Source organism: Paenisporosarcina macmurdoensis (genome assembly GCF_042658845.1).
Classification (GTDB): Bacteria; Bacillota; Bacilli; order Bacillales_A; family Planococcaceae; genus Paenisporosarcina; species Paenisporosarcina macmurdoensis.
Window position 1 is genome coordinate 393243 of record NZ_JBHSRI010000025.1, and the last position, 25875, is coordinate 419117.

Annotated in this window: 29 protein-coding genes; 22 read left to right on the plus strand and 7 right to left on the minus strand. The window is 38.7% G+C overall.

The window, feature by feature from the left end; all coding sequences use genetic code 11:
* Nucleotides 1-63 precede the first annotated feature (63 nt).
* Nucleotides 64-1071, plus strand: coding sequence for an LLM class flavin-dependent oxidoreductase (locus ACFPYN_RS15600; RefSeq protein ID WP_377735426.1), 1008 nt, complete (start codon nucleotides 64-66; stop codon nucleotides 1069-1071).
* A gap of 263 nt (nucleotides 1072-1334) precedes the next feature.
* Here ACFPYN_RS15600 and ACFPYN_RS15605 read toward each other — a convergent pair whose 3' ends face one another.
* Complete coding sequence (locus ACFPYN_RS15605) at nucleotides 1335-2396, minus strand: saccharopine dehydrogenase family protein (protein ID WP_377735427.1); 1062 nt, start codon at nucleotides 2394-2396, stop codon at nucleotides 1335-1337.
* A 255-nt stretch (nucleotides 2397-2651) separates the two neighbouring features.
* Between ACFPYN_RS15605 and ACFPYN_RS15610 the strand changes: the two genes are divergently transcribed.
* Nucleotides 2652-2837, plus strand: a complete 186-nt coding sequence (locus ACFPYN_RS15610; protein WP_377735867.1) for a Spo0E family sporulation regulatory protein-aspartic acid phosphatase — start codon at nucleotides 2652-2654, stop codon at nucleotides 2835-2837.
* Nucleotides 2838-3134: 297 nt separating this feature from the next.
* The gene (locus ACFPYN_RS15615) at nucleotides 3135-4253 is read left to right on the plus strand and encodes an NAD(P)/FAD-dependent oxidoreductase (RefSeq protein WP_377735428.1); all 1119 of its coding nucleotides are present in this window, start codon (nucleotides 3135-3137) and stop codon (nucleotides 4251-4253) included.
* Nucleotides 4254-4896: 643 nt separating this feature from the next.
* On the opposite strand, the gene ACFPYN_RS15620 is transcribed toward ACFPYN_RS15615, so the two are convergent.
* Nucleotides 4897-5223 (minus strand): winged helix-turn-helix transcriptional regulator, encoded by a 327-nt coding sequence (locus ACFPYN_RS15620; RefSeq protein ID WP_377735429.1) that lies wholly within the window; start codon nucleotides 5221-5223, stop codon nucleotides 4897-4899.
* Between the two features lie 280 nt (nucleotides 5224-5503).
* Here ACFPYN_RS15620 and ACFPYN_RS15625 point away from each other — a divergent pair, with 280 nt between their 5' ends.
* Nucleotides 5504-6709, plus strand: coding sequence for an MFS transporter (locus ACFPYN_RS15625; RefSeq protein WP_377735431.1), 1206 nt, complete (start codon nucleotides 5504-5506; stop codon nucleotides 6707-6709).
* A gap of 136 nt (nucleotides 6710-6845) precedes the next feature.
* Nucleotides 6846-7022 carry a YfhE family protein gene (locus ACFPYN_RS15630; protein WP_377735433.1) on the plus strand — a complete coding sequence of 59 codons (177 nt, stop codon included), beginning with the start codon at nucleotides 6846-6848 and terminating at the stop codon, nucleotides 7020-7022.
* A 224-nt stretch (nucleotides 7023-7246) separates the two neighbouring features.
* Here the strand turns inward: ACFPYN_RS15630 and ACFPYN_RS15635 are convergent, their stop codons facing one another.
* Nucleotides 7247-7426, minus strand: a complete 180-nt coding sequence (locus ACFPYN_RS15635; RefSeq protein WP_377735435.1) for a hypothetical protein — start codon at nucleotides 7424-7426, stop codon at nucleotides 7247-7249.
* Nucleotides 7427-7654: 228 nt separating this feature from the next.
* Between ACFPYN_RS15635 and pxpB the strand changes: the two genes are divergently transcribed.
* The 8 genes from pxpB to ACFPYN_RS15675 all read left to right on the plus strand — a co-directional run bounded on the left by pxpB (nucleotide 7655) and on the right by ACFPYN_RS15675 (nucleotide 14730).
* Entirely contained in the window at nucleotides 7655-8353 is a 699-nt protein-coding gene (gene pxpB / locus ACFPYN_RS15640; RefSeq protein ID WP_377735437.1) for a 5-oxoprolinase subunit PxpB, read from the plus strand.
* Nucleotides 8340-9350, plus strand: a complete 1011-nt coding sequence (locus ACFPYN_RS15645; RefSeq protein WP_377735439.1) for a 5-oxoprolinase subunit C family protein — start codon at nucleotides 8340-8342, stop codon at nucleotides 9348-9350. The genes pxpB and ACFPYN_RS15645 overlap by 14 nt, the downstream gene beginning before the upstream one ends.
* Before the next feature lie 3 nt (nucleotides 9351-9353).
* Nucleotides 9354-10124: a LamB/YcsF family protein gene (locus ACFPYN_RS15650; protein WP_377735440.1), complete on the plus strand. Its 771-nt coding sequence runs from the start codon at nucleotides 9354-9356 to the stop codon at nucleotides 10122-10124.
* 17 nt (nucleotides 10125-10141) lie between these two features.
* Nucleotides 10142-11347, plus strand: a complete 1206-nt coding sequence (locus ACFPYN_RS15655; protein ID WP_377735442.1) for an NRAMP family divalent metal transporter — start codon at nucleotides 10142-10144, stop codon at nucleotides 11345-11347.
* A 15-nt stretch (nucleotides 11348-11362) separates the two neighbouring features.
* Entirely contained in the window at nucleotides 11363-12139 is a 777-nt protein-coding gene (locus ACFPYN_RS15660) for a putative hydro-lyase (RefSeq protein ID WP_377735444.1), read from the plus strand.
* Nucleotides 12140-12385: 246 nt separating this feature from the next.
* On the plus strand, nucleotides 12386-12568 hold the full coding sequence (locus tag ACFPYN_RS15665; RefSeq protein ID WP_108584859.1) for a hypothetical protein: 183 nt from the start codon (nucleotides 12386-12388) through the stop codon (nucleotides 12566-12568).
* A 94-nt stretch (nucleotides 12569-12662) separates the two neighbouring features.
* Nucleotides 12663-13307, plus strand: coding sequence for an SDR family oxidoreductase (locus tag ACFPYN_RS15670; RefSeq protein WP_377735446.1), 645 nt, complete (start codon nucleotides 12663-12665; stop codon nucleotides 13305-13307).
* A gap of 580 nt (nucleotides 13308-13887) precedes the next feature.
* Nucleotides 13888-14730 (plus strand): DegV family protein, encoded by an 843-nt coding sequence (locus tag ACFPYN_RS15675; RefSeq protein WP_377735448.1) that lies wholly within the window; start codon nucleotides 13888-13890, stop codon nucleotides 14728-14730.
* A 72-nt stretch (nucleotides 14731-14802) separates the two neighbouring features.
* Here the strand turns inward: ACFPYN_RS15675 and ACFPYN_RS15680 are convergent, their stop codons facing one another.
* Nucleotides 14803-15345 carry a recombinase family protein gene (locus ACFPYN_RS15680; RefSeq protein ID WP_377735449.1) on the minus strand — a complete coding sequence of 181 codons (543 nt, stop codon included), beginning with the start codon at nucleotides 15343-15345 and terminating at the stop codon, nucleotides 14803-14805.
* 176 nt (nucleotides 15346-15521) lie between these two features.
* Between ACFPYN_RS15680 and ACFPYN_RS15685 the strand changes: the two genes are divergently transcribed.
* The 7 genes from ACFPYN_RS15685 (at nucleotide 15522) to ACFPYN_RS15715 (ending at nucleotide 20998) form a co-directional block, all read left to right on the plus strand.
* Nucleotides 15522-16985: a SulP family inorganic anion transporter gene (locus tag ACFPYN_RS15685; RefSeq protein ID WP_377735451.1), complete on the plus strand. Its 1464-nt coding sequence runs from the start codon at nucleotides 15522-15524 to the stop codon at nucleotides 16983-16985.
* Between the two features lie 25 nt (nucleotides 16986-17010).
* Nucleotides 17011-17430 carry a universal stress protein gene (locus ACFPYN_RS15690; RefSeq protein ID WP_377735453.1) on the plus strand — a complete coding sequence of 140 codons (420 nt, stop codon included), beginning with the start codon at nucleotides 17011-17013 and terminating at the stop codon, nucleotides 17428-17430.
* A 183-nt stretch (nucleotides 17431-17613) separates the two neighbouring features.
* Complete coding sequence (locus ACFPYN_RS15695) at nucleotides 17614-17964, plus strand: ArsR/SmtB family transcription factor (RefSeq protein ID WP_377735454.1); 351 nt, start codon at nucleotides 17614-17616, stop codon at nucleotides 17962-17964.
* A gap of 119 nt (nucleotides 17965-18083) precedes the next feature.
* Nucleotides 18084-18503 carry an arsenate reductase (thioredoxin) gene (gene arsC / locus ACFPYN_RS15700; RefSeq protein WP_377735456.1) on the plus strand — a complete coding sequence of 140 codons (420 nt, stop codon included), beginning with the start codon at nucleotides 18084-18086 and terminating at the stop codon, nucleotides 18501-18503.
* A 56-nt stretch (nucleotides 18504-18559) separates the two neighbouring features.
* Complete coding sequence (gene arsD, locus ACFPYN_RS15705; RefSeq protein WP_377735458.1) at nucleotides 18560-18922, plus strand: arsenite efflux transporter metallochaperone ArsD; 363 nt, start codon at nucleotides 18560-18562, stop codon at nucleotides 18920-18922.
* Between the two features lie 14 nt (nucleotides 18923-18936).
* Nucleotides 18937-20709: an arsenical pump-driving ATPase gene (gene arsA / locus ACFPYN_RS15710; protein ID WP_377735460.1), complete on the plus strand. Its 1773-nt coding sequence runs from the start codon at nucleotides 18937-18939 to the stop codon at nucleotides 20707-20709.
* A 19-nt stretch (nucleotides 20710-20728) separates the two neighbouring features.
* Nucleotides 20729-20998 carry an adhesin gene (locus tag ACFPYN_RS15715; RefSeq protein WP_377735462.1) on the plus strand — a complete coding sequence of 90 codons (270 nt, stop codon included), beginning with the start codon at nucleotides 20729-20731 and terminating at the stop codon, nucleotides 20996-20998.
* A 62-nt stretch (nucleotides 20999-21060) separates the two neighbouring features.
* Here the strand turns inward: ACFPYN_RS15715 and ACFPYN_RS15720 are convergent, their stop codons facing one another.
* From ACFPYN_RS15720 to ACFPYN_RS15730, 3 genes are all read right to left on the minus strand, one after another.
* Nucleotides 21061-21408 (minus strand): ArsR/SmtB family transcription factor, encoded by a 348-nt coding sequence (locus tag ACFPYN_RS15720; protein ID WP_377735464.1) that lies wholly within the window; start codon nucleotides 21406-21408, stop codon nucleotides 21061-21063.
* Nucleotides 21409-21598: 190 nt separating this feature from the next.
* Nucleotides 21599-21844 (minus strand): helix-turn-helix domain-containing protein, encoded by a 246-nt coding sequence (locus tag ACFPYN_RS15725; protein ID WP_377735466.1) that lies wholly within the window; start codon nucleotides 21842-21844, stop codon nucleotides 21599-21601.
* 183 nt (nucleotides 21845-22027) lie between these two features.
* Nucleotides 22028-23104 (minus strand): CdaR family transcriptional regulator, encoded by a 1077-nt coding sequence (locus tag ACFPYN_RS15730; RefSeq protein WP_377735467.1) that lies wholly within the window; start codon nucleotides 23102-23104, stop codon nucleotides 22028-22030.
* A 125-nt stretch (nucleotides 23105-23229) separates the two neighbouring features.
* Here ACFPYN_RS15730 and ACFPYN_RS15735 point away from each other — a divergent pair, with 125 nt between their 5' ends.
* A complete protein-coding gene (locus ACFPYN_RS15735; RefSeq protein ID WP_377735469.1) occupies nucleotides 23230-24366 on the plus strand; it encodes a glycerate kinase in 1137 nt (378 codons plus the stop codon).
* 13 nt (nucleotides 24367-24379) lie between these two features.
* Entirely contained in the window at nucleotides 24380-25720 is a 1341-nt protein-coding gene (locus ACFPYN_RS15740; RefSeq protein ID WP_377735471.1) for a GntP family permease, read from the plus strand.
* Nucleotides 25721-25875: the final 155 nt, after the last annotated feature.

Below are 25875 nucleotides of genomic sequence, written 5' to 3' on the forward strand. Positions count from 1 at the left end.
GATTAGTTTTGCTGGATATACGATAAACAAGTAGATATTTTGATTTGCGAAAGGAATTATATCATGACAAACGAATATAAAAATGTTCCCGTCTCCGTTTTGGATTTAGTTGCCGTACGAGAAGGCGATACACATAAAGAAGCGATTGGCGATATGGTCAATTTAGCTCAACATACAGAAAAACTAGGTTACCGCCGGTATTGGCTAACCGAGCATCATAATATGCCTACCGTTATTAGTTCTGCTACATCTATTTTGATTGGACATGTATTGGAAAATACACAATCTATTCGAGTGGGTTCAGGTGGAATTATGTTGCCGAATCACGCACCTCTTGTAGTGGCTGAACAGTTTGGAACACTTGAAGCAATGTATCCAAAGCGAGTTGATTTAGGACTAGGACGCGCACCGGGAACGGATATGCGAACTGCTCATGCTTTACGTCGGACAACGCAAGAAACAGCTTTTGCTTTTCCGCAAGATGTTGTAGAATTGCAAAATTATTTTAAATCGATTGAACAACAAGGTGCTGTTCGTGCTTTTCCGGGTGTAGATGCTCACGTACCAATCTACATTTTAGGTTCAAGTACCTCTAGTGCTTCACTAGCTGCACGATTAGGCTTGCCTTATGTATTTGCAGCTCACTTTGCACCTACACAATTAGAAGAAGCCTTGCACATCTATCGCAATCAATTTACACCATCTGAGTATTTAGCTGAACCGTATGTCATGGTTTGCGTAAATGTTGTTGCGGCGGATACGAATGAAGAAGCAGAAAAACTTTCTACATCAACGAATCGATTTTATTTGAATGTCGTTAGACGGACAGAGGATTTATTACAGCCTCCAGTGGATTCAATGGATGGCCTATGGAGTCCCTTTGAAGAAAGTGCTGTCCGCGGCATGTCTGTCTTTTCGTTTAAAGGTGATAAACAAGCCATTCAAGGACAAGCGAAAAAGTTCTTCGACAAATTCCAAGTGGATGAGTTAATAGCAGTGACGTACATTTATGATCAAACTGCAAGAATGCGCTCATATGAAATACTAAAAGAAGCAATAGATGAACTTTAATAGAGAAAAGGAAACAGGCCGAGAGATATCTCTCGGCCTGTTTTTTTAGTACCTAGTAACTCCATTGAACATGGAAAATGGTTTCCGACCAGTTAAGTAACGTTTCCGACCAATTAACATGGCTTTCCGCCCGAATAAATGACGTTTTCGACCAATTACCTTGGTTTTCCGACCAAATAAATGACGTTTCCGACCATTCGCTTGCAGGCGGACACCAATCCTCTGCAGAAAGACACCGCTTCCGATGTTTCAGTGGCCTAGCATTAGAAAATTTGAAACTTCCCTGACCCAGGCAATTCTTCAATTAATTTAGCTCCAAACAAAGTAGCGGGTGTATAACTTCCACCACTAACCTTCATATCAAGTAAGCGACTGACCACAGCTAGTGAGCCAAAAACTGTAAGGCTGTAGACATTAGCGGTTTGAATGCGGACAGTACGTGTCTCACCATCAGCATTTCTTGCTTCACCCCAAATATAAGCAGGGGAATTTTTTCGAGCTAGTTCATCAGGTCCACTAACAGAGCGATCTACCCATTTCTGTAATGCATGTTGGATTGAAGAAGATGCTAGTAGTGGACGTAGCCACTTCAAAGAGCGTGCACCAACAATTTTATACGCGGGCATCGGAATCCATGTGTTTATATTTGGAATACCGGTTGTGTGAAACGCTGTAGACACGTCACCCCACGGAATGGCCATGGCAGTTTTAGGTCCTCTACCAAAGTCTATTATGCGCTTTGTTTTGCCGAGTTGGACTTCCGTAATAATCCCTTCTCGACGCTCTGAACTTGAAGCTCCAAGACCTTGAATCATTGTTTTGGAAGTACCTGGTGAGATACCTGAATCGGAATCAAAGCCAAGAGAAAGATGTGTAGCATTTGGTAGTAATTCCTTTAATTTAAGCGCGATACAATCAGTTGGAATAACATCAAAACCAACACCTGAACAAAGGACTACGCCAGCTTTAGCAGCACGTTTCGCTTGCTCAGCTGCATGAACATGCTCAAACACACCAATTTCCCCTGTAATATCAAGGTAATGTGCGCTAACTGCCAGACACCCTTCAATCATGGGAGCGCTGGTGATTGAAAATGGGCCTGCACAATGAAGGACCAAATCAATTTCTCTAAGGCCGGTCAATACTTGATTGGGCTCATCTAATGAAAATACACGTGCTTCAAGACCCAGTTCATTTGCCAAAGAGTGAATTTCTTCATGTCGGCGACCTGCTAAAATTGGTTTCAATCCTTGAACTACTGCAGTTCTCGCAATTAACGCTCCGGTATATCCGTTTGCACCATAAATCATCCAATTCTGTTTCATTTAACATTCTCCAATCTTGAAACTAAACCGTCAATGTACTTGTGAGAGCGTACTATTTATCTTGTGGTTTGAAAAATATTTCTCAAATTGCGTTTAGTGTAGTAAATTTCTGGATAAATAGGTAATACTTAAATCTGGAAATAACTTTTTCAGATGAGTGAACGATCGTGTAACTAATCTTTAAGTGAACCCTGTTATCAATAAACTAAGTAAATCAACTATAAAAGCTACTAAACCAATTGGAGGTCTTAAGTGATGAGAACTAAAATGGTCTATAAACAACATGTATTGCTCAAACAAATTACGATAAAAAAGAAAGACATGTATAAAAAGGCAAAACAGTTGGGCTATACCCATGCTCTAGTAATAGCGTCGAGCCAAGAGTTGGATACGTTATTAAATTATTATCAAGGTATATTTCCTTATGACGAAGTAGGATAATCACTAACTTGTTTAATTAAAAACTGACGAATATGTTGCTTGTAGCAAATTAATTTGTTCAACACTTATAGACTACCTCATCAGCCTTCGTTATCGCTACTCATTCATAAGCAGTGAAAGTTATATATAGATAAAACAACCTAGTCTCATCGCGTCTTTATAGGGAAATTCTATAACGACACGTAGTACTGGGTTTTTAGTTGTGTTTAATCTGCGTTCGATTCTCCCATTATTCTGAATCTGTAGCTTATATTGTGTAAGATAGAAGGTAGAAATCTATTTGAAAAAGGTGCTTATATGAAAGAGATACTAGTAATTGGCGCAGGAATTTTAGGTGCTTCGACTGCCTATCATTTAGCGAGATCTGGTGCACGAGTAACTATTGTGGATAGGCAAGATCCAGGACAGGCTACGGATGCTGCTGCAGGTATCATTTGTCCATGGCTTTCTCAAAGACGTAATAAGGCGTGGTATTCTCTAGCGAAAAATGGAGCAGCCTATTATGAAACGCTAATTCGACTTCTTGAAGAAGATGGAGAAGCGGATACGGGTTATAAGCGAGTCGGCGCTATCAGTCTCCATACAGATAAAGAGAAACTCATTAAGATGGAGGAACGTGCAGTAGTAAAGAGGCAAGACGCTCCTGAAATCGGTATAGTCCTTCAAACTACAGCAACTGAAACGGCTGCACTATTTCCGCCACTAGCTGAAGAATTCGCTTCAGTCTTCGTTAGTGGAGCTGCTCGTGTAAATGGCAGAGCCCTTCGACAAGCACTGGTCAATGCCGCGAAAAAGTATGGTGCTACTTTTATTTACGGATCAGCTGAGATTGAGCATGATGATTCGAAGGTTACAGGAATTCGAGTCAATGAGGAGATTTACGTTGCAGACTGTGTAATTGTGACCGCGGGTGCTTGGGCAGATGAACTTTTATCTCCTCTTGGAATTGACTTGCAATTGACTGCACAGAAAGCGCAAATTGTTCATCTCCAATTACAAGACGTGGAAACGAATAATTGGCCAGTCGTAATGCCGCCAAATGATCAGTACATACTTGCTTTTGATAATGGTCAAATAGTTATAGGTGCAACACATGAAGATGATAAAAACTTCGATTTACGTGTCACTGCAGGAGGGTTGCATGAAGTGTTTAGCAAAGCATTATCAGTTGCTCCTGGTTTAAGTGACAGTACGTTTGTTGAAACGCGAGTAGGTTTTCGTCCATTTACTCCAAACTTTCTTCCTATCATCGGAGAGGTGCCTGGCTACAAGGGACTTCTTCTAGCAAACGGACTTGGAGCTTCAGGCTTAACAGTGGGACCGTTTCTAGGTGCTCAACTAGCGAAGCTGGCACTTAATGAAGATCTTGATATCGATTTGGAATTATATGATGTGGCTGGTGCAATTGGTAAATAAAAAAAAGGAACACTCCCGTAATTTTCTTTACGGGAGTGTTCCTTTAGTTAAAGATAAGAAATTATATAATTTTAGTTTCATAAATCCACTGTTTCAGGGATAAAAGATTGATTCATTAATAGTGCTGATTTCCGTTTCAAGCGGACGCTTTCCGCGGGGCGGGCGGTGAGCCTCCTCGGTCGCTTCGCAATCTGCGGGGTCTCACCTGTCCCGCTAATCCCGCTGGAGTCGCCGCCTTCCACTACAATCTATGAAGTGAGTAGTAAGCAACAAGAAGATCTATCAATTGTTTATTGCTAAGACACAAAAAAATTCTAAGTTTAAGCTAGAGTTAGAACCAACTTATAATCGTAGATGCCATCTATATTGGGTGATTGAAGCGCAGGTGGCGACTTCTGCGGGAATAGCAAATGTTTTCTGCACAAAAAGCGAAGCGGCAGGTGAATGAGCTGAAGAACCCACAGGAAAGATACTGGCCAAGTGCCAGTATCTTACCGACGAGTAACCACAGGAGCACATGTTTTCGCAGTGACTAGGAAACTGAAGCCATGCCTGCGAAAAGCGTCCACCGTAGCGAGAATCATCAGGCTACTATGGTTACTCTTCTTAAAAGGACCGGGCGCACTTTGCCGGTTTTTTCGTATTATATTTTTTCAATTTCCTCAACTACCTCAATATGATGTTCTCCCCAAGCACACATAGCATCCAATATAGGACGCAGTGACCAGCCGTAGTCAGTTAAAGAATAAATTACTTTCGGTGGAACTTGATCATAGACCATACGATTGACAACACCATCTCGCTCGAGCTCACGTAATTGCTGAGTAAGCATTTTTTGTGTAATGGTCGGCATGAGCTTTTTTAATTCACTTGTGCGTCTTTCTTCTTTAATCAAATGACACATGATGACTACTTTCCATTTGCCACCAATCACATCAAGCGTCGCTTCGACTGGAATATTGTAAGCCATATTGTTTCCTCCTCTATTAGTAATGAGTTCGAAAAAGGTTCTATCTATTTTGAGTGTCTGTACATATCGGAAAAACGAATTAAATGTATGTTAACATACACCACTTTACATCTGCCTCTTTTAAATAGCTATAGGTACTAAAAAGTGCCTACATTACTTTAAAGTGCGTACTGTTCATTATTTATCCTCGAGCGCATAATAAGGTTTGCAAGGAAGACTGGTTAGTGATTGCCGAATTTCTTGAAGACTATTTATAGGAAAAACTGAGGAGGAACGATAAATGAATCATTCACATACAGCTGATGACTCAGCGAAAAGAGGAAGACTAGCTTTATGGGCGCTTGCCATTAGTGCCTTTGGTATCGGAACTACGGAATTCGTTCCAGTAGGATTATTAGCTTCGATTGCAAAGGACTTTGACATAGGCATTACATTAGCTGGCTTATTGATTTCAGGCTATGCCATTGGTGTTGCAGTTGGTGCACCAATTTTAACGGCATTAACCAATCGAATGAGTAGAAAAACCCTGTTAATGGTTTTAATGGTCGTATTTATTATAGGAAATATAGTAGCAGCCGTAGCGCCTACTTTTGAGCTGCTAATGGTCGCTCGGTTTATTACCGCATTCTCACATGGTGTTTTCTTTTCCATAGGTGCAACAATTGCCGTGCAATTAGTGCCAGCTCATAAAAAAGCAAGTGCAATTGCATTAATGTTTACAGGATTGACTGTGGCTACTGTTACGGGTGTACCACTTGGAACGTTTGTTGGGCAAGCGTTTGGTTGGCGTGCAACGTTCTGGGGTGTTGCAGCACTAGGAGTCATTGCGATAGCAGCGAGTGCGCTATTAATTCCTAAAAACTTAAAACAATCTCCACCTGCTAAATTTAGTGATATGTTCAAACTCGTCACGAATGGTCGTCTCTTACTAGGATTTGCAATAACAGCACTTGGTTACGGCGGAACCTTCGTTGCGTTTACGTATTTAACGCCGATTCTTGAAGATGTCACCAAGATCGATTCGAAATTAGTGAGTATCGTCCTTCTTGTTTATGGAGTTGCAGTTGCCATAGGGAATGCAGTCGGAGGTAGACTAGCGAATCACAATCCGGCACGTGCGTTATTTTGGATGTTCATCATGCACGCCATTATTATGATTGTGATGACATTTATGATTCCGTTTAAAGTAGCTGGGTTAATTGCCATTATCTTAATGGGTCTAGTAGCGTTTATGAACGTTCCAGGACTACAGCTTTATGTCGTGCAACTTGCAGAAAAATATGTTCCTGCAGCTGTAGACGTGGCATCTGCTTTAAATATAGCCGCGTTTAATATTGGTATTGCCATGGGCTCAATTATTGGCGGAGTGGTTATTAATACAATAGGTATCGTTCATACACCATGGGTTGGTGGAATCATGGTTATCGGAGCGGTTCTTCTTACAGGTCTGTCATTACGTCTTGAGAGAGAAACTAAGAATGTTTAACCATTTATGCTTTCAGATATAGGTAAATAGCTATTTGAAATTTAATCTGAAAATGTTTACCTCAATTAGAATAAAGGACGAATGGCAAGGGAAAACTTAGTTATTCAATACTTAATCTTGAGAGGAGAATACGTAAATGAGTGAGAGAAAACCTCCACATCAACAAATGGCTGAAGAGAACAACGGTTTGAGCGCTGCGCAAGAAGTTTTGTACAACGAGGAGTTTAACAAAGCAGATAAAGCGAGTGGGCTTGAAGGAGTAAAAGACATCAGAAAGAAAGACAAGGAACAAGGCGATAAAAAGCTTCATTAAATTGGTTTTCGTCAATCTGAAATCCCAGTCATAGTAGGTATGACTGGGATTTTTAGTATGCATCCTATTTCTTGTTAAGAGAAACTGGAGGGAAAGGAATAAACGATAGTTGAAGGGGATAAGAGGGATTTCATCGGGAATAAATTCATGGTCATACAAAAGAGGTATAGCCCAAGTGAATGCTTTCACTTTGGAATATGCCTCTTTTGAAGATATGAATTCTTTTATAGAGTAGTCTTTTTCTTATCAACTGTGTTAAGAACTTGATCAAGCAATCCTTTGCCATCTGTACTTTTAGTGAATTCATTTACTTGCCCTTTAAGTTTATCGCGAGAGTCTTTATTGCGCATAAGAAATGCTGCGCCAAGTCCTAGTGCTGCCATTGCTAATGTATTTCGTTTCATAATAAAACGCCTCCTGTTTGTGTTGTAATTGTTTAATTCCCTTAACATGACCAATTAAACGTGCTGAAATGAAATTTTTGCACGGTTTAAAATGTATTTTTGTTCTATCAGTTGTAGCATTATTGGACTTCATTAACTATCTTGCATGTTTATTAATAAAAGGTTGTATACATACATTATCTTCTTTATAATTACCGTATATTTCAGAAAATGTTTGGATGTGAAATGATGGAGATAACATATTCACCACTTGGTGATGAAGCGATTGTGATGGAGGTTGGAAATGAGATTTCAAAAGAAGCAACAAACCTTGTCCGATCAATAACCAAACGACTAGAAGAGACTTCGATTGATTCGATAATAGAAGTGATTCCTGCCTTTACAACGGTGACTGTTTTTTACGAAGTGACAGCGGAATTTCAATATATAGATGTGAAGAGATTAATTGAGAAAACTTTAGAAGAAATGCAAGATTTCGATTCAATAGAACAACGAACGATTGTGATTCCGGTTTGCTATGGGGGAGAATACGGCCCAGACATTGAGTTTGTGGCAAAACATAATCAACTCAGTGTGGAAGAAGTGATAGCGATTCATTCTTCAGGAACATATGAAGTCAATATGATTGGTTTTGCACCTGGATTTCCATTTATCGATGGAATGTCTGAAAAGATTGCAGCTCCACGTCGAACGACTCCAAGGCTCCGTATACCTGAACGTTCTGTTGGGATTGCCGGGTTGCAAACTGGCGTTTACCCAATTGAAACACCTGGTGGCTGGCAATTAATTGGGCGAACACCCAAGAATCTGTTCCTTCCAAATGAAGACATACCAAGCTTGTTGCAGGCAGGAGACCGAATTGTCTTTAAGCCAATAACAGATGCAGAGTATGCAGAATTGGAGGGGACCATCCATGCTGCAGATTAATAAAGACGGGTTACAAACAACTATTCAAGACCTTGGAAGAAGAGGTTTTCAGAAATATGGCGTCATTGTAAGTGGTGTAATGGATCCGTATGCACATCGAATTGCGAATGTGTTAGTAGGTAATCCAGAAACTGAGGCTACAATTGAAATCACGCTAGTTGGTCCACAACTGACATTTCTTGAGGATTGTTTATTTGCACTGACAGGTGGAGATTTGTCACCTTTATTGAATGAGGTTCCTATTAAAATGTGGCGCCCGATATTCGCTAAAAAAGGCTGCAAGTTAACTTTCGGTAAGCCTCTTTCAGGATGCAGGACCTATTTAGCGGTAGCTGGTGGAATTGCTGTACCTGAAGTAATGGATAGTAAATCTACTTACTTGCGAGCTGGAATAGGTGGCTATGATGGTAGAACTCTTCAAAAAGGAGACGTTGTTCAGATTGGTGAGGTATCCCAAAATAGTAGAAGTTTTATCGAGAAATTAGCCGCAGCAGCGACTGACTCTTCATTTATACAAGTAGATTGGACGTTAATGACTAACGCAATCCCAACTTATCAATCACAGTCAACTGTTCGAGTTACTGAAGGCAGACAGGCACCATTATTCGATGAAAACAGTCAGGATACTTTTTATAAGGAAGTATTTCAAATATCTTCAGATTCTGATCGTATGGGCTATCGTTTGAAAGGGCCACAACTGGCATTAAACGAAGCAAAAGAATTGCTATCTGAAGGCGTTTCTTTTGGTTCGATTCAAGTACCACCAGATGGTCAACCCATCATTTTAATGGCAGACAGACAAACAACAGGTGGTTATCCGAAAATAGGACAGGTCGCGTCAATTGATTTATCAAAAGTAAGTCAATTAAAGCCAGGAGATAGTATTCGTTTTGAAAAAGTCACACTTGAAGAAGCCCAGCAAGCTCTATTAAATGAAAGACGATTGATTGCTCAATTGACCAAATCCATTACTCTGAAATTTAAGGAGGGCATTTAAGAAATGAAGAATTTAGTTGATTTGAATTGTGACATGGGAGAGAGCTTTGGCACGTACAAAATGGGCAATGATGAAGAGATTTTAGATTTTGTAACGTCTGCAAATATTGCCTGTGGATTTCATGCTGGAGATCCATCAACCATGCGTAAAACAGTTAAACTCGCTTTGAAAAAGGGTGTGGGAATTGGTGCTCATCCGGGATTTCAAGATTTAACAGGCTTTGGAAGAAGAAATTTACAAGTTACTCCTCGAGAGGCTTACGAAATCGTGCTGTACCAGATTGGTGCATTATATGGATTTGTTAAAGCTGAGGGTGCCGAAATGCAACATGTCAAGCCACACGGGGCATTGTTTAACATGGCAGCTACTGATGCCGCTTTAGCGGAAGCCATTGCAGAAGCGGTGTATGCCATCAACCCACAGTTAATTCTGTTTGGTCTATCTGGCAGTGAAATCGTAAAAGCGGGCGAGAAGATTGGTTTGCGAACTGCTAACGAAGTGTTTTCCGATCGTACCTATCAAACAGATGGAACGCTGACGAGTCGAAAAGAAGATAATGCGTTGATTACTGATACTGATGCAGCAATTCAACAAGTCGTCCGAATGGTTAAAGAAAGTGTGGTTACGAGCACGCTTGGAACTGAAGTATCAATTCAGGCAGACACGGTGTGTATTCATGGTGATGGTATTCACGCACTTGATTTTGCGCGACGCATTTCGGAAACGTTGAAAATTTCTGGAATCGATGTAAGAAAAATTTCACAGTTCAAATAAGATTAAAGGAGAATACGATGAAAACTGCTAACAAAATGAAAAATACTAATCGTAGTGTCTTACTCGGCGCAGCATTCTTAATGGCAACTTCTGCTATTGGACCAGGTTTCTTAACACAAACGACCGTCTTTACAGAGCAACTTCTTGCGAGTTTTGGATTTGTAATTCTAATATCAATTATTATCGATATTGGTGCTCAACTGAACATTTGGCGAATTATTGCCGTTTCTGAAAAACGTGCACAAGATATTGCGAATGATTTATTGCCCGGTCTTGGTTATTTTCTCGCATTCTTAGTTGTTATGGGTGGTCTTGCCTTTAACATCGGAAATATCGCAGGGGCTGGACTCGGAACAAATGTATTATTTGGAATTTCGCCAGAATTAGGAGCGATTCTCAGTGGTATTCTCGCGATTGGTATTTTTATGGTACGTGAAGCAGGCAAAGCGATGGACAAATTCGCACAAGTATTAGGTTTCCTTATGATTGGATTAACGGTTTACGTAATGTTTACAGCAGCGCCTCCAGTTGGAGAAGCCGTTGTAAAAACCTTTGTGCCAGATAATATTAATATTTTGGCGATTGTAACGTTGGTAGGCGGAACCGTTGGTGGATATATTACATTTGCAGGTGGCCACCGATTAATTGATGCAGGAATAAAAGGAAAAGAAGCATTACCTGAAGTGACACGTGGTTCAATATTTGCAATAGGGATAGCTTCAATCATGCGTATTTTCCTGTTCCTAGCAGTATTGGGTGTCGTTTCTCAAGGTTTTAAGCTAGATCCTTCAAACCCACCAGCATCTGTTTTCCAATTAGCAGCTGGTAATATTGGTTATAAGATGTTCGGTATTGTCATGTGGGCTGCCGCGGTTACTTCAGTAGTTGGCGCAGCATACACATCTGTTTCCTTTATTCGTACATTCCATCCATGGTTAGAGAAACACCATAAAAAAATAATCATTGGATTTATTGCTATTTCAACAATCGTCTTTGTCATTGTGGGTCGTCCAGTCAGTATTCTTATATTCGTTGGATCGGTAAATGGTATGATTTTACCAATTGCATTAGGTGTTATGTTGATTGCGGCATACAAAACAAAAATTGTTGGAGACTATAAGCATCCATTGTGGATGACCATCTTCGGAGTACTAATTGTCATTGCTATGTCTTGGATGAGTGGTTACACATTAATCAATGAAATCCCTAAACTATTTGTATGAAGAGGAGGTTTGTAAATGACAACACCTTTTGAAATAAGAGGGAAAATGCGTAGTGGCGAGTTCACTTCGCCTACTTCCGGATTATGTGAAGACTTTATTCAAGCAAATTTAGTTATATTGCCTAAAGACTTAGCTTTTGATTTTCTGTTGTTTTGTCAAAGGAACCCCAAATCATGTCCTGTTATTGATGTCACTGATGTCGGTTCCTATGTTCCGAAATTGTCTGCGCCAAATGCTGACTTACGAACGGACTTGCCCAAATACCGTGTATATAAAAATGGCGAAGTCGTAGCTGAGCCGACAGATATTACAGATTACTGGACAGACGAAATGGTGGGTTTTCTCATTGGCTGTAGCTTTACGTTCGAGGATGCGTTAATCAAAAACGGTATCCCGATGAGACATAATGAAGAAGGCGTTAATGTGCCGATGTATAAAACGTCAATTGAAGCCGTTTCTGCAGGCAAGTTCGAGGGTCCAACTGTAGTCAGCATGCGCCCTATGAAAGAAAAGGACGTTATCCGAGCAGTTCAAGTAACGAGTCGTTTTCCATCTGTGCACGGTGCCCCGATTCATATAGGAAACCCAGAATCTATTGGTATTACAAATATCAATCAGCCTGATTTTGGAGATTCAGTAACGATAAAAGACGGAGAAGTACCCGTTTTTTGGGCTTGCGGTGTTACACCACAAGCAATTGCCATGCATATGAAACCTGCTTTGATGATTACCCATGCACCAGGTCATATGTTTATTACAGATTTGAAAAGTGAACATGTAAGTGTGATCTAATTCAGTTCATGTCGTGATAAGTTACAAAAATCTTATCAGACAGGAACAACTTAGTACCCTTCAGTCAAGTAGAATTCGACTGAGGGGTACTTTTCTATGTTAAAATGAGAAATAGAGGTATGGAGTGGAAATTTGCAGTAGTGCCTTTCTGAAAGTATTTTTTTCTTCTTTTAATGAGAGAATTTATACAATAAACCATAAAACTTGAACAGATAAAAATAGTATCTTAAAAAGGAGGTCTCTCATATGAAATTCGTCAAATCGAAAATGATGCAACTTGTAAAAGAAAATGAAGAGTTGAAAGTTCGCTTAAACTCAATCGTTAAAGAACATGATCTTGAAAAAACATTAGCATTAAAAGCGATGTATCACTCTGAAGTAGTTGAAGGAAAGTTCCAAGGGCTATACCAAGAGCTCTTTAAAAGGTAGTTTGCTTTAATTGTAAACAGGAATTATGTTAGACTTTTTGTAGGAATGATTTTGATAGGATTATGTCAATTCAGATTAAAAGGAGCTCGAGCATATGAAAGTATTCGTAGTAGGAGCAACTGGACAAATTGGGAAACACCTTATCGACCTCTTACAAAATAGTGAGCAACATACAGTTCGTGCCATGGTTCGTAAAAAAGAGCAGGCTGAAGAATTGAAGAGCCAAGGAATCGATGTGGCTGTTGCAAGTCTTGAAGGAAGTGTTACAGATATCGCTGAGGCTGCAAATGGTTGTGATGCGATTGTTTTTACTGCAGGATCTGGCGGACACACAGGTTTGGACAAGACGATGCTAATTGATTTAGACGGAGCGGCTAAAACAGTTGAGGCTGCTGAACAAGCAGGTATCAAACGCTTTGTAATTGTCAGTGCACTTCAAGCAAACCATCGTGAAAACTGGAACAAAGAAATGGTTCCATATTATGTAGCAAAACATTATGCAGATCGAATGGTTGAAACTAGCAATTTAGATTACACCATTATTCGACCAGGCGGATTATTAAATGAGGCAAGCACTGGAAAAGTTACAGCATCAACAAACCTTGAAACAGGTTCAATTCCTCGTGAAGACGTGGCTAAAACCATTTATGTTGCTTTAGGTGCACAACAAACATATAAGAAATCCTTTGACCTCATTAGTGGGGAAACGAAGATTGAAGAAGCATTGAAAAATATATAAGCGTTTGAAAAATCCAAGTCATGGTGTAACTCCATGACTTGGATTTTTTCTATTTAAAATACATGGCCAGTAGAGTCATGACAGATCACGACTGAATAACAAGCCATGACATCTTAACGGATTCAAAAGTTTCAGGAACTTTTTATGCCAATTTTATGAACAGTTGATGACAATCCCCTATTTATTCTCCCAAACATGACATCTGTCATACAAGTGTCATGATACATACCCCTAGGCAAAAATATGTATCCTCACCATACTTGTATTTCTGATAGAACTCACAACTTACTTATATAGCTTGATTGAGTAAATTTCATAATTGCCTTTTAATGGATGACATTAATACTTGAAGGAGATTCTTTTGAATTTGTTAAGAATTTCGGTCATTTGATTGGAGTGTAGGGTGGCGACCCAGACGGGGGAAGTGTGTCCAGGTGTGACCCACAGAAAGCGTCCGCCCGTAACGGAAATCGACAGAATCGCTGTTTTTAGAATTCTCGTGTTTTATGAATGATGAAATTGACTCGATAGACTAAATATCAATATAAATATTCAGGCATAAATAAAAGGAGCTACGACAATGATAAAGTCAAATATCGCTTGGGTGACAGACACAACTGCAACCTTGTCACCTGAATTTATTAAACAGCATAATATTTACGTGGTACCATTATTCGTTATATTTGGAGAAATCGCTTACAAAGAAAATATTGAAATTAGTTCCACGGCATTTTATCAAAAGCTAGCTTCAGCAAAAGAGTTGCCAAAAACATCGCAACCTTCTCCAGGAGAAATGCTGGAATTGTTTAAAGAAATTAAAGAAAAATACGATCACGTTATTGCAATCCATGTAACCGGCGCATTAACTGGTGCTTACAATGGTGCCATTTCAGCTGCAGCAGAAACGGGCGTAGATGCGTTTGTCCTCGATTCTCTAATTGGTTCTTTTCCTTTAGGGAAAATGGTGGAACGTGCGGTCGCTCTGGAACAACAAGGTAAAGCATTTGAGGAAATCGTTGCTGAAATTAAGTCACTACCAGCCAAAGGGCGTCTGTTTTTAACCCCAGGTAGCCTGGAACAACTGCATAAAGGTGGAAGAGTAACAGGTACGCAAACGGTGTTGGCTACGTTATTAAACATGAAAGTCATTCTGAAATTTCATGAAGGACGTGCTATTTTATGCGATAAAGTACGTAGCCATAAACGCGCCATCGCTAAAATGGTCGACTATTTAGAGGTAGAAAAGAATTACGTAAAAGAAGTAACGGTGATTCACGCGGACAATTTGAAAGAAGCTACACAGTGGAAAACTATACTTCAATCACAATTCCCACATATTTCGTTCTCCATTACTGAGTTAAGTCCAGTGCCTGGCACACATGCTGGTAGAGGTACAATCGGATTAGCTTGGTTGGGTGAGTAATAGTAATAATAGAAAAAGTCGCTAATCCTAGAAGGATGCGACTTTTTTCTTTGCCTATTTATACTACACTCATCAATTTTCTAAATTTCTATACAAAGTGGACTTACTAATACCAGTGGCTTCTTTAATTTCAGCTAAAGTATAATTTTTGCTATCATACATGACAATCGCTTTTTGCACATTTTCATCTGGTTTTCTTGGACGTCCTGCAATATTCCCCTTCTTTTGTGCTTCGTTTAAACCGCTTTTTGTTTTTTCACTAATAACATCACTTTGGAATTGTACGAGATGTCTTACTATTTCGTTGAAAGAATATCCTTCTTCTTTGCTCGTATCAATATTTTCATGTAGTGAAATAAGTGAAGCTCCTTTTTGTTCTACTTCACCCAATAAATCGATTAAATGTCGGCTAGAATCAGCCAAATGATATAATTTATAAACATAAATTCGATCGCCTATTTGAAGGTTTTCAATCATTTGGTCTAACGCAATTCTCTTCTTAGCAGAGTCATGCTTTTCTTCCACGATGTGGATATCTTCTATAGTAGATAATCTTTGGATTTGAGTGGATACATTTTGATCGTCGTGTGTAGGTCTCACATAGCCGAAGTACATAGTGTTTCTCTCCTTCTTATACAAGGTTCTTGCTTAGTTTACCATATAGTCATTGAAAATTCGCTTTAAAATGGTTCCTTTTTGGGAAAATAAATGCTACACTACATCTCGTGGATTTAAATCGTGATTATAATGAGAGTTTATAGTCGAAAAATAATATATGAGGTGATTTACCGATGATAGAAAAAATAAGAGTAGAGTGGTTTTCAAACATACGAGGAGATATATTGGCAGGGATTGTCGTAGCATTGGCACTTATTCCTGAAGCAATTGCTTTCTCAATTATTGCAGGAGTTAATCCAATGGTTGGGCTCTATGCATCTTTTAGTATCGCAGTCATCATCGCGTTTGTCGGAGGACGACCAGGTATGATTTCAGCTGCCACTGGGGCCATGGCGTTATTGATGGTACCACTTGTAAAAGAGTATGGAATTGAATATTTGCTTGCGGCAACAATTTTAACAGGGGTTATTCAGATTCTGTTTGGAGTTTTTAAAGTAGCTAAAGTCATGAAGTTTATTCCGCGTGCCGTAATGATTGGCTTCGTGAATGCACTCGCCATTTTAATATTCATGGCTCAAGTTCCTCACTTTTTGGGTATATCTACGATGACCTATGTGTTTGTAGCTGTAACGCTATTAATTGTTTATATTCTTCCTAGATTTTTGAAGTCTATTCCAGCACCTTTGATCGCCATCGTTGCCTTAACGGTATTGGCCATTTTTTCAAACTTTGAATTAAGAACTGTAGGTGATTTGGGAACACTTACCCAATCACTACCTTCATTCTTCATTCCAGATGTACCGTTTACCGTAGAAACATTGATGATAATATTCCCGTTCTCTCTGGCGTTAGCCATTGTTGGTTTACTCGAAACCCTTTTAACCGCAACCATTGTTGATGATATGACAGGGACAGATAGTAATAAAAATAAAGAGTCTCGTGGACAAGGAATTGCGAACTTTATTAATGGATTCTTTGGAGGGATGGCAGGTTGTGCGATGATCGGGCAATCCGTTATTAATGTGAAATCAGGTGGTAGAGGTCGCCTTTCTACGCTGATTGCTGGTTTATTCCTCATGTTCCTAATCATTGTTCTGGGAGATTTGGTTATTCAAATCCCAATGCCAGTACTAGTAGGTATTATGATCATGGTTTCTGTTGGCACGTTTGATTGGTCTTCGTTTACCTACTTGAAGAAAGCACCAATCACTGATTCAGTTGTTATGGTAGCTACTGTCGTCATCGTGGTATTTACGCACGATCTATCTAAAGGCGTTATTGCCGGAGTCATACTAAGTGCTATCTTCTTTGTCTCGAAAATTTCAAAAGTGTATGTGACGGAAAAAGTTATGAATGATATTTCTACTTTTACGGTAGAAGGACAATTGTTCTTTGCATCAGTAGAAAGTTTCTTGGAAGCTTTTGATTTTACTGTAGAAAACGAACAAATCGTCATCGATTTCTCTCAAACACATGTTTGGGATGACTCAGGTGTTGGTGCAATAGATAAAGTCGTTTTAAAATATTATGAAAATAATAATCAAGTAACGCTAATTGGATTGAATACAACGAGTCAACAACTTGTAGATAAGTTAGCGATTTTTAATAGTAAAGATGCAAAGCAATCTGTACATTAATCAAATAAAGGGGTGTTCAAAAGATATGTACCAAAAAATCTTATTGGCAGCAGATGGATCCAATCACTCAATTCGTGCAACAATTGAAGTGGTTAAAATCGCTTCATTGAATGGCAATGCGATCGTAACAATCGTATCTGTGGCAGATTATTCGCAAGCCAAAAGTGACGTTCTTCATAGTGGAAGTTCGATTGAGCTTGATATGAAACGCAGAAAAAAACTCTTTCCAGTTGAAGAGGTATTAAAGAAAGAAAATATTAATTATCTTATGGAGATTCTTCATGGTGTACCAGGACCTGCGATTGTTGAATATGCCAATAAGAATAAGTATGAACTCATTGTATTAGGTAGCCGAGGATTAAACACATTACAAGAAATGGTTCTTGGAAGTGTTAGTCATAAGGTAGTTAAACGCGCTAACTGTCCTGTGCTTATTGTGAAATAAAGAAACGAGTAAAAGAGTGATTCGCGCGTTTTGCGGATCACTCTTTTATTCAGCTGAAAGATAAATTATCATATCTAAAATGAGCAATGAGCAGCATTATTTGTTTAGCATATAAGTATATGATAATATGGTTTTACAAAAGTGCAGTCACGAATTTAAATTGTAATGAAGGGGCTAAGAGAAATGACAGTTACAACAGCATTGATTGATCTAGATAAAGCGAGTACTATTTTGAAATTAATGGGCGATAAAACCAGGTTATCGATGTTGAAATTATTACAAAAAAACGAATGTTGTGTATGTGAATTTGTGGCGATATTTAATATTAGCCAATCAGCAATTAGCCAACACTTACGAAAACTGAAAGATGTTGGTCTAGTGAAAGAAACTCGCAAGGGTCAGTGGATATTTTATTCACTAAATACACAACAGGAATCGTATGAATTTATTCGAAATGTGTTAAATTCTATCCCTGATCAAGAACAAAGAATTAAAGAGTTAGAACAACAAGGTCTGCGTATTACTTGTAATTAAATACGTAAGCAGTTGTTGTAAAATGATGGTTTTTCTAAGTAATAGTATGGTTGCCATTCAAAAAAAGCAATTGGGATTTTATTCACTACCTAAATCTAAACCAAAAGGAGTTTTTCATCATGACTAAAAAAACATTATATTTCTTATGTACAGGTAATTCTTGCCGAAGCCAAATGGCTGAAGGCTGGGGAAAAAAATACTTGGGTGATGAGTGGCAAGTTTTAAGTGCAGGAATTGAAGCACATGGATTGAATCCTAATGCAGTAAAAGCGATGAATGAGGTAGCAATTGATATTTCAAATCAAACTTCAGATATCATTGATCCACAAATTCTTAATAACGCTGATTTTGTTGTCACACTTTGTGGTGACGCTGCAGATAAATGTCCAATGACACCACCTCATGTGAAACGCGAGCACTGGGGCTTTAATGATCCAGCTAAAGCTGAAGGTACTGATGAAGAAAAATGGCTTGTATTCCAACAAGTTCGTGATGAAATCGGAGAAAGAATTAAACATTTTGCTGAAACAGGTAAATGAGTAGGAAGTAGTCTAGATGGGACTTACCCGCTAATGAATTTGAAAGGATGAGTACAATGAGTAAAGTTGAAATATTTGACCCTGCATTATGTTGCCCTACTGGTGTATGTGGACCAAGTGTTGATCCAAAATTAACACGATTGGCTGCAGCTGTTTTCACTTTAGAAAAAAAGGGATTTGAAATCAAGCGTTACAACTTAGGGATTGAACCTATCAAGTTTGTAGAAAATCAAAAGGTTAACCAAATTCTTCATGATAAAGGACCAGATGCGTTACCTGTGGTTGTTGTTAATGACGAAATAGTAAAGGTTGGGGACTATCCTTCTAATGAAGAGTTGGCTAATTGGTTTGATATTGAAGAAAGTGAATTAAGTATGAAAAAACCTAAAATTCGTTTAGATGTAAAGTTTGCAAAATAAAGGAGAGTATTCTCATGCAAAATTTTCACCCTCGATTATTAAAAGAAACCCCTTTTTTGTTCTTTACAGGAAAAGGCGGAGTAGGGAAGACATCAACAGCCTGTGCAACAGCTGTTAATCTTACAGATCAAGGGGAAAAAGTGTTGTTAGTCAGTACTGATCCTGCATCTAATTTACAAGATGTGTTTGGCATGGAGTTTAGCAATGAACCAACGGCGGTTGAAAATGTTGATGGACTGTATGCGTGTAATTTAGATCCTGAAAAAGCGGCGAAAGCATACAGAGATAAAGTTATAGATCCATTTCGTGGGAAATTACCGAATGCGGTAGTCGAGCAAATGGAGGAACAATTATCTGGCGCATGTACAATTGAAATTGCCGCATTTGATGAATTTACAAATCTGCTGACGAACGCAGATTTAATAAGTGGCTTTGATCATGTTATTTTTGATACAGCACCGACTGGCCATACATTAAGATTACTTCAACTACCTAACGCATGGAATGGGTTTTTAGAAGAAAGTACACATGGTGCTTCATGTTTAGGTCCATTGTCAGGATTAGGGGCCAAAAAAGAATTGTATGCAAATACAGTTAAGGTGCTTTCTGATCCAACACAAACAAAACTAGTGTTAGTGACAAGACCTGATGCGTCCACTTTCTTTGAAGCTGAGAGAGCATCAAGTGAATTAAAAAAACTAGGTATTCAAAATCAGTTACTCATCATCAATGGATTATTGAAAAAGCCTATGCATGAGGATGAAATCTCCTTTGCTTTTTATAATAGACAACAGAAGTCATTAAAGGAGCTACCGACTTCCTTAAAGCAGTTGGAAACCTACACATTACCTTTTGTATCTTATTCTCTTATTGGCAGTGAAAGTTTACGACATTTATTTAAAACATATCTGCTGCCAGGTCAGATGGAAGAAACAATTGAATTACAAAGTGGAAATTTGATGACGTTAAGCCAAACAATTGAGGATTTATACATCAAAAACTCTCGTGTCATTATGACAATGGGTAAGGGTGGCGTAGGCAAAACAACCATCGCAGCTTTAGTTGCTATCGGATTGGCTGAGAGAGGAAAAAAAGTTCTCTTAACGACTACTGATCCAGCTGCACATTTAGAGTTTATGTTTCGAGATGAACAAATTATGGAAAATCTGACCGTTAGTAGAATTGATCCTGCGGCAGAAGTTGAGAAATACAAAGCTCAAGTTCTTCATACAGCAAGCGTTGATTTGGAAGAAGATGCATTACGTTATTTAGAAGAAGATTTAAATTCACCTTGTACAGAAGAAATAGCTGTATTTAGAGCATTTGCAGATGTCGTAGAGAAGTCAAATGAAGAAATCGTGGTAATTGATACAGCTCCAACAGGTCATACTTTATTGTTGCTAGATGCTGCAAAATCGTATGAAAAAGAACTTTCGAGATCAACAGGTGAAATACCAGAATCGGTTAAAAATTTGTTACCACGTCTTCGAAACCCTGAGGAAACCAGTGTCTTAATTATTACATTGCCAGAAGCTACACCTGTTTTTGAAGCTATGCGACTACAACAAGATTTGATCAGAGCGGGTATTCATCCGAAGTCATGGGTTATAAATCAAAGCCTATTTGGAACAAATACAATTGATCCAGTATTAAATGCTAAAGCGAATAGCGAAAAAATCTGGATTAATAAAGTAAGTGAAGAACTCACAACACATACCGCCATTGTTAAGTGGCAACCTGAAGATAAGCTTGGAAAGATCGAAATGAAAGAATTAATAGCTGAATAATGAAAGGAAGATACAAATTATGATTATTACTGATGTAGCTAAAGAAATGTTAACGAATACAATGAAGGAAAATAATGCAGAGGGAATTCGTTTTTACTTTGTTGGTCAAGGGTGCTGTGGCCCACAACTAGGTTTGTCGTTGGATGTACCTGAAGAACATGATGTGATTAAAGAGGTTAACGGGGTTCAAGTAGCAATTGATCAACGCGTCCTGAGCATGGCAGAAGAAGTGACCATTGATATGCTAAATGGCAGCTTATCTTTAGTCGGACTTCCTGAAAACTGTTAAATATAAAATAAAAGCAAAGCCTTCACTTAGTGAGGGCTTTGCTTTTTAAATGAAGCAGTTATTTAATCGCAAGAAATTCGTTGACCACTCGCTTCAAGATCTATTAACAGTTGATCTTGAGAAGGAACATGACTTAACATGCTTTGAGTAAGAGCATAATACTCACTATCTTTATTAATGGAATAGACAATCCATTGTCCTTTTCGCGCTTCTTTAACTAAACCAGCATCTTTTAATTTCCGAAGATGTTGACTGATAGCGGGTTGCGTAGCTTCAAAAATGTCTACAAACTCACATACACATAAGTCGTGTTTGTCTAATAATTTTATCATGGTTAATCTTTTGGAATCTCCAAGTAACTTTAATACCTTTGCGGCTTGTGAGACCTCCAGCAATTGTTTGACTGGCATATGGTGTAACCTCCTGAGAGTCTAAATCATGAAGTTATCATACCATATTTAATTTGAAAACTTTCTCAGCAAGTCATTTAAATAGTGACTTCCAAAAGATCGGGGTTGCTTATTTCTTAAAATTAACAATAAGATGAGCCCTACTGTGGATGCAAACAGGATGGATAATATCAAGTTAACTCCTCCTCACTCATTGAGTTAATGCCAAGGGAGTCTCACACCATATGAGATTAAACAGTTCTCTTTCTTCTACATGTAATACATTTGATAATTTTTTGATAAGTGAATTAGAAGGATGAAGTAAGTCCATCTCCAATCGTTCGACCATTTGGCACGATACACCAAGTTGATGTGCCAACATTTCTTTAGATTGCCCCTTGAATTCTCTAGATTCTTTAATGAATTTCCCAAAACCGCTGCATGGATTTTCTAACATTTGATCACTCCTCATTAATATATAATTATTTGCTTATATATTAATATAAAGCGATTTAGCTACATAAGTCAATGAGTTAAATGTAAAGAATAAGTAAAGTCTCATTGATTAATAAATGTCTATATTACCTACCTAAAAAGCGATTCGCATCATGATGCGAATCGCTTCTTAGTATTCCATTTTTCACTCATTTACCCACAGTGCCAACTGAAGGACGAGTGCATCTTGAAAAATATACGGATTGTATCCAGTGATGTCGTGAATTTTCTTCAAGCGATAGGTTAGCGTATGACGATGGATAGATAAACCTTGTGCACAGATGGAGAGTTGTTGATCGCACTTGAAGTACTCAAAAAGAGTGTTGCAATACTTTTCATCTAGATCTTGTAACACACGATTTGAAAATTGTTTAGCTTCCGTTGAATTGCTTTTTTTGAGCAAGGAAAGCACTTCTACTTCTTCAAAAAACGTGATTTTATTTGAAGGATGGCCATATTGTAAGGCTAATTTAGCAGTTTGAAAAGATTGCTGAACCTCTTCGATTGTCTCTACTGGTTTTCCTACACCAAGTCGAACGGAAAGGTTTTTTTGCAAGAACGTCGGTAACTTTTCGATCTTTTTATGGACTTCCTCAATTTTAATGTCTGCAGTCAAGATAAAGAGTTCGTTTAATTGATAATGGCCAACCAACACATCTTCATGATCAAAGTAATCTTCAAGTTGCTGAACTGCGCCATGGTAATGAGTTGAGGTTAAGGGTAGTTCCAAAAGAATCGTAACAAATGGGGACTGAAGAGGAAATCCAAGTCTCTCTAATCGTTCATATAAAACTGGCGGATAAGTTTTAGAAGAGATTAGCTCTTCAAATACCATTTCTTTCATTTTTCTCTTCCATTCAGATTTAGAGACTATCAAGGATTGATGAATCAACATTTCTGTTGTTAGCTGTAAGAGTGTGGCTACGTCTTTTAATGCAGAAGGACTTCCCGAAATTCCGATAATGGCAATTAAGTGTTGCTGAAAATATACAGGCATATTAATTCCAGGTTTTGAGCCCGGCCATTTATGAGAGTTTTTTTCTGTGATCCACAATGGTTTATTTGTTTTGGCAACATGTACTGCCCCTTCATGGATACTCTCCACCCTGTCTTGATCACCGGAAGCTAAAATCATGCCATTCGTATCCATCACATTAATATTTCGGTTAAGACGAATCATCGTTTGTTCTACAATTTGATTTGCCAATTGTTTAGTTAACATATGCCCTCCGTCATGTATAAAAATTGAATAATAATAAACAGAAAATTCATACACCAAGTATAATGTATTTTTTTATTATTATCACTATACTATTTTGTAAGCGCTTTTATAAAGGGGGGAATGAAGTGAAAATCGTCATTAGTCCTGACTCATTTAAGGGAAGTTTGTCAGCAGTTGAAGTAGCGCAAGCAATGGCAGCAGGAATAAGGACTTTTGATCCGTCGATTGAAACACTTATCATGCCTGTAGCTGATGGAGGGGAAGGTACTTTAGAAAGCCTCATCAGTGCTACAAAAGGAAGAACCGTTTCCGTAGTTGTACAGGATCCACTTGAAAGAGAAATTATAGCTGATTACGGTATTTTAGGTGATGAAGAGACTTGCGTAATAGAAATGGCGAAAGCATCTGGTTTAACACTATTGCGGAATGAAGAAAGAAACCCTCTATTTACAACTTCATATGGAACTGGAGAATTAATCAAGCATGCTTTAGATGGTGGTTTTCGAAAGTTTATTGTTGGAATAGGTGGCAGCGCGACCAATGATGGAGGAGCAGGAATGTTGAAAGCTCTTGGTATGAAGTTTCAAACGCATGATGGTCAAGACATCGAGACTGGTGGGGGTGCACTTGATAAGTTAGCACATATTGACCAGTCGGAGTTTGATCCTCGTATAGTGGATTCTAAATTCATCATAGCTTGCGATGTGGATAACCCGTTTATTGGGTCGAATGGTGCTTCACATATTTTTGGTCCACAAAAAGGTGCTTCAGAACAGATTGTTTCTATCTTAGATCAGAACTTGAAAACATTAGCTGATGTTATTGAACGTACATATGCAGTATCTATTCATCATCGCCAAGGTGCGGGAGCTGCAGGGGGCTTAGGTGGGGCGTTTCAAGCTTTTTTCCCACTCACAATGAAACCAGGAATTGAAGTAGTGATGGAAGCAATCGGTTTTCTTTCAAACATAAAAAATGCCGATTTAGTCATTACAGGAGAAGGTAGTTCAGATGAACAAACCCTTTCCGGGAAAGCGCCTTATGGAGTTGCGAAAGTAGCAAGGGAATATGGAATCCCTGTGATGTTATTGTCTGGATACCTAGAGCCATCAAGTGAAAAGAGTTTGAGTTCATATTTTGACGTTCTTGGAAGTGTGGTAAATGAAACAGTTTCAAAAAGTGAATCAATGGAAAATGCTGCACATTTTATAGAGATTCGAATGAAACAAATGATTGTAGATTATGAACAAATGAAAGAATAAGGGGGAATTAGGAATGTTATTTTTCATTATTTTACTAGGGGTAGTAATGATTGTAGTGGCAACAGCCGTTTTTAAAGTTCATCCATTTTTAGCGTTATTATTCAGTGCGTTTTTTGTCGGGATTGCATCAGGAATGCCACTATTAACCGTAGTTGAAAATGTTAATACCGGTTTCGGTGGTTTGATGACGAGTATCGGACTTGTCATTGTGGCAGGTACGATTATTGGGGTCATTTTAGAGAAATCTGGTGCTGCATTTAGAATGGCGGAAGTGGTCCTGCGTTTGATTGGTGAGAAGCGTCCACAGTTAGCAATGTCTATTATTGGATATATCGTTTCCATTCCAGTTTTTTGTGATTCGGGTTATATTATTTTATCATCATTGAAAAAAGCACTAGCGAAACGAGCAAAAGTAACAGTCGCTTCAATGGCCATTGCACTTGCAACGGGTCTGTTTGCGACACATACATTAGTTCCCCCAACTCCAGGGCCTATTGCAGCTGCTGGAAACATAGGTGCTGCTGGATTTTTAGGGACTATCATTCTGATTGGTCTTCTTGTTGCCATTCCAGCGACTGTCGTCGGATATTTATGGGCTATTAAAGTTGGTTCGAAAATTGAAGTGGAAGCAGATGAAGAAGCATTAGATTATGACGACATTATTAAGTCGTTCGGTAAAATGCCATCTACGTTCAAAGCATTCTTGCCGATTGGTTTGCCCGTCTTGTTGATTGCTGGCGGCTCCATCGCTTCATTAGTTGGTGGAGAGAGCGGAGTTGTAAACTTCATGAAGTTTTTAGGTTCTCCAACCGTAGCACTGCTATTTGGTGTATTAGCGGCATTCTTACTGCTTCCTGAAATGTCTGAAAAAACATTAACCGGTTGGGTAGGCGAAGGATTGAAAGAAGCTGCACCAATTTTACTTATCACTGGTGCTGGTGGTGCTTTCGGAAATGTGATTAAGAACACAGGTGTTGCTGATGTATTGCAAGAAATGGATTTAAGCGTCTTTGCTGGAGGAGCATTCTTCTTGCTTATTCCTTTCTTAATCGCAGCTGCGTTAAAAACTGCACAAGGTTCTTCAACAGCCGCATTAGTCATTACATCGTCATTAATTGCACCACTTCTTGTAGAAGTGGGAATCGAAGGGGCTGTTCCATTAGCTCTAGTAGTTATGGCAATCGGAGCGGGTGCAATGACAGTGAGTCACGTAAATGATAGCTTTTTCTGGGTCGTCACACAATATAGTGGCATGAAAGTAACGGATGCTTATAAGGCGATGACAATGGCGACATTGTTAATGGGAGTCACGACTATTACAGTGACGATGTTAATATGGTTAGTAATGGTATAAATAGTACAGGTCAGGTAGTTAAGGAGCAGCCAGTTTTTCAACACGGGCTGCTCCTTTTTTTAGTAGAAATAATCATTCCTTTTCTTATCAAAAGTGTGTATGTTCTTTACTAAACTTTTACAATCGCTTAAAACGCCAAACATATTATTAACCGT

Coding starts and splice junctions, on each gene's coding strand:
- ACFPYN_RS15645 (WP_377735439.1), top strand. CDS start 8,340: ATGCTGCAGATTAATAAAGACGGGTTACAAACAACTATTCAAGACCTT.
- ACFPYN_RS15690 (WP_377735453.1), top strand. CDS start 17,011: ATGTACCAAAAAATCTTATTGGCAGCAGATGGATCCAATCACTCAATT.
- ACFPYN_RS15730 (WP_377735467.1), bottom strand. CDS start 23,104: ATGTTAACTAAACAATTGGCAAATCAAATTGTAGAACAAACGATGATT.
- ACFPYN_RS15680 (WP_377735449.1), bottom strand. CDS start 15,345: ATGTACTTCGGCTATGTGAGACCTACACACGACGATCAAAATGTATCC.
- ACFPYN_RS15610 (WP_377735867.1), top strand. CDS start 2,652: ATGAGAACTAAAATGGTCTATAAACAACATGTATTGCTCAAACAAATT.
- ACFPYN_RS15635 (WP_377735435.1), bottom strand. CDS start 7,426: ATGAAACGAAATACATTAGCAATGGCAGCACTAGGACTTGGCGCAGCA.
- arsC (WP_377735456.1), top strand. CDS start 18,084: ATGACTAAAAAAACATTATATTTCTTATGTACAGGTAATTCTTGCCGA.
- ACFPYN_RS15625 (WP_377735431.1), top strand. CDS start 5,504: ATGAATCATTCACATACAGCTGATGACTCAGCGAAAAGAGGAAGACTA.
- arsA (WP_377735460.1), top strand. CDS start 18,937: ATGCAAAATTTTCACCCTCGATTATTAAAAGAAACCCCTTTTTTGTTC.
- ACFPYN_RS15655 (WP_377735442.1), top strand. CDS start 10,142: ATGAAAACTGCTAACAAAATGAAAAATACTAATCGTAGTGTCTTACTC.
- ACFPYN_RS15740 (WP_377735471.1), top strand. CDS start 24,380: ATGTTATTTTTCATTATTTTACTAGGGGTAGTAATGATTGTAGTGGCA.
- ACFPYN_RS15615 (WP_377735428.1), top strand. CDS start 3,135: ATGAAAGAGATACTAGTAATTGGCGCAGGAATTTTAGGTGCTTCGACT.
- ACFPYN_RS15720 (WP_377735464.1), bottom strand. CDS start 21,408: ATGCCAGTCAAACAATTGCTGGAGGTCTCACAAGCCGCAAAGGTATTA.
- ACFPYN_RS15675 (WP_377735448.1), top strand. CDS start 13,888: ATGATAAAGTCAAATATCGCTTGGGTGACAGACACAACTGCAACCTTG.
- ACFPYN_RS15660 (WP_377735444.1), top strand. CDS start 11,363: ATGACAACACCTTTTGAAATAAGAGGGAAAATGCGTAGTGGCGAGTTC.
- ACFPYN_RS15670 (WP_377735446.1), top strand. CDS start 12,663: ATGAAAGTATTCGTAGTAGGAGCAACTGGACAAATTGGGAAACACCTT.
- ACFPYN_RS15715 (WP_377735462.1), top strand. CDS start 20,729: ATGATTATTACTGATGTAGCTAAAGAAATGTTAACGAATACAATGAAG.
- ACFPYN_RS15650 (WP_377735440.1), top strand. CDS start 9,354: ATGAAGAATTTAGTTGATTTGAATTGTGACATGGGAGAGAGCTTTGGC.
- arsD (WP_377735458.1), top strand. CDS start 18,560: ATGAGTAAAGTTGAAATATTTGACCCTGCATTATGTTGCCCTACTGGT.
- ACFPYN_RS15605 (WP_377735427.1), bottom strand. CDS start 2,396: ATGAAACAGAATTGGATGATTTATGGTGCAAACGGATATACCGGAGCG.
- ACFPYN_RS15695 (WP_377735454.1), top strand. CDS start 17,614: ATGACAGTTACAACAGCATTGATTGATCTAGATAAAGCGAGTACTATT.
- ACFPYN_RS15600 (WP_377735426.1), top strand. CDS start 64: ATGACAAACGAATATAAAAATGTTCCCGTCTCCGTTTTGGATTTAGTT.
- ACFPYN_RS15725 (WP_377735466.1), bottom strand. CDS start 21,844: ATGTTAGAAAATCCATGCAGCGGTTTTGGGAAATTCATTAAAGAATCT.
- ACFPYN_RS15620 (WP_377735429.1), bottom strand. CDS start 5,223: ATGGCTTACAATATTCCAGTCGAAGCGACGCTTGATGTGATTGGTGGC.
- ACFPYN_RS15685 (WP_377735451.1), top strand. CDS start 15,522: ATGATAGAAAAAATAAGAGTAGAGTGGTTTTCAAACATACGAGGAGAT.
- ACFPYN_RS15665 (WP_108584859.1), top strand. CDS start 12,386: ATGAAATTCGTCAAATCGAAAATGATGCAACTTGTAAAAGAAAATGAA.
- ACFPYN_RS15630 (WP_377735433.1), top strand. CDS start 6,846: ATGAGTGAGAGAAAACCTCCACATCAACAAATGGCTGAAGAGAACAAC.
- pxpB (WP_377735437.1), top strand. CDS start 7,655: ATGGAGATAACATATTCACCACTTGGTGATGAAGCGATTGTGATGGAG.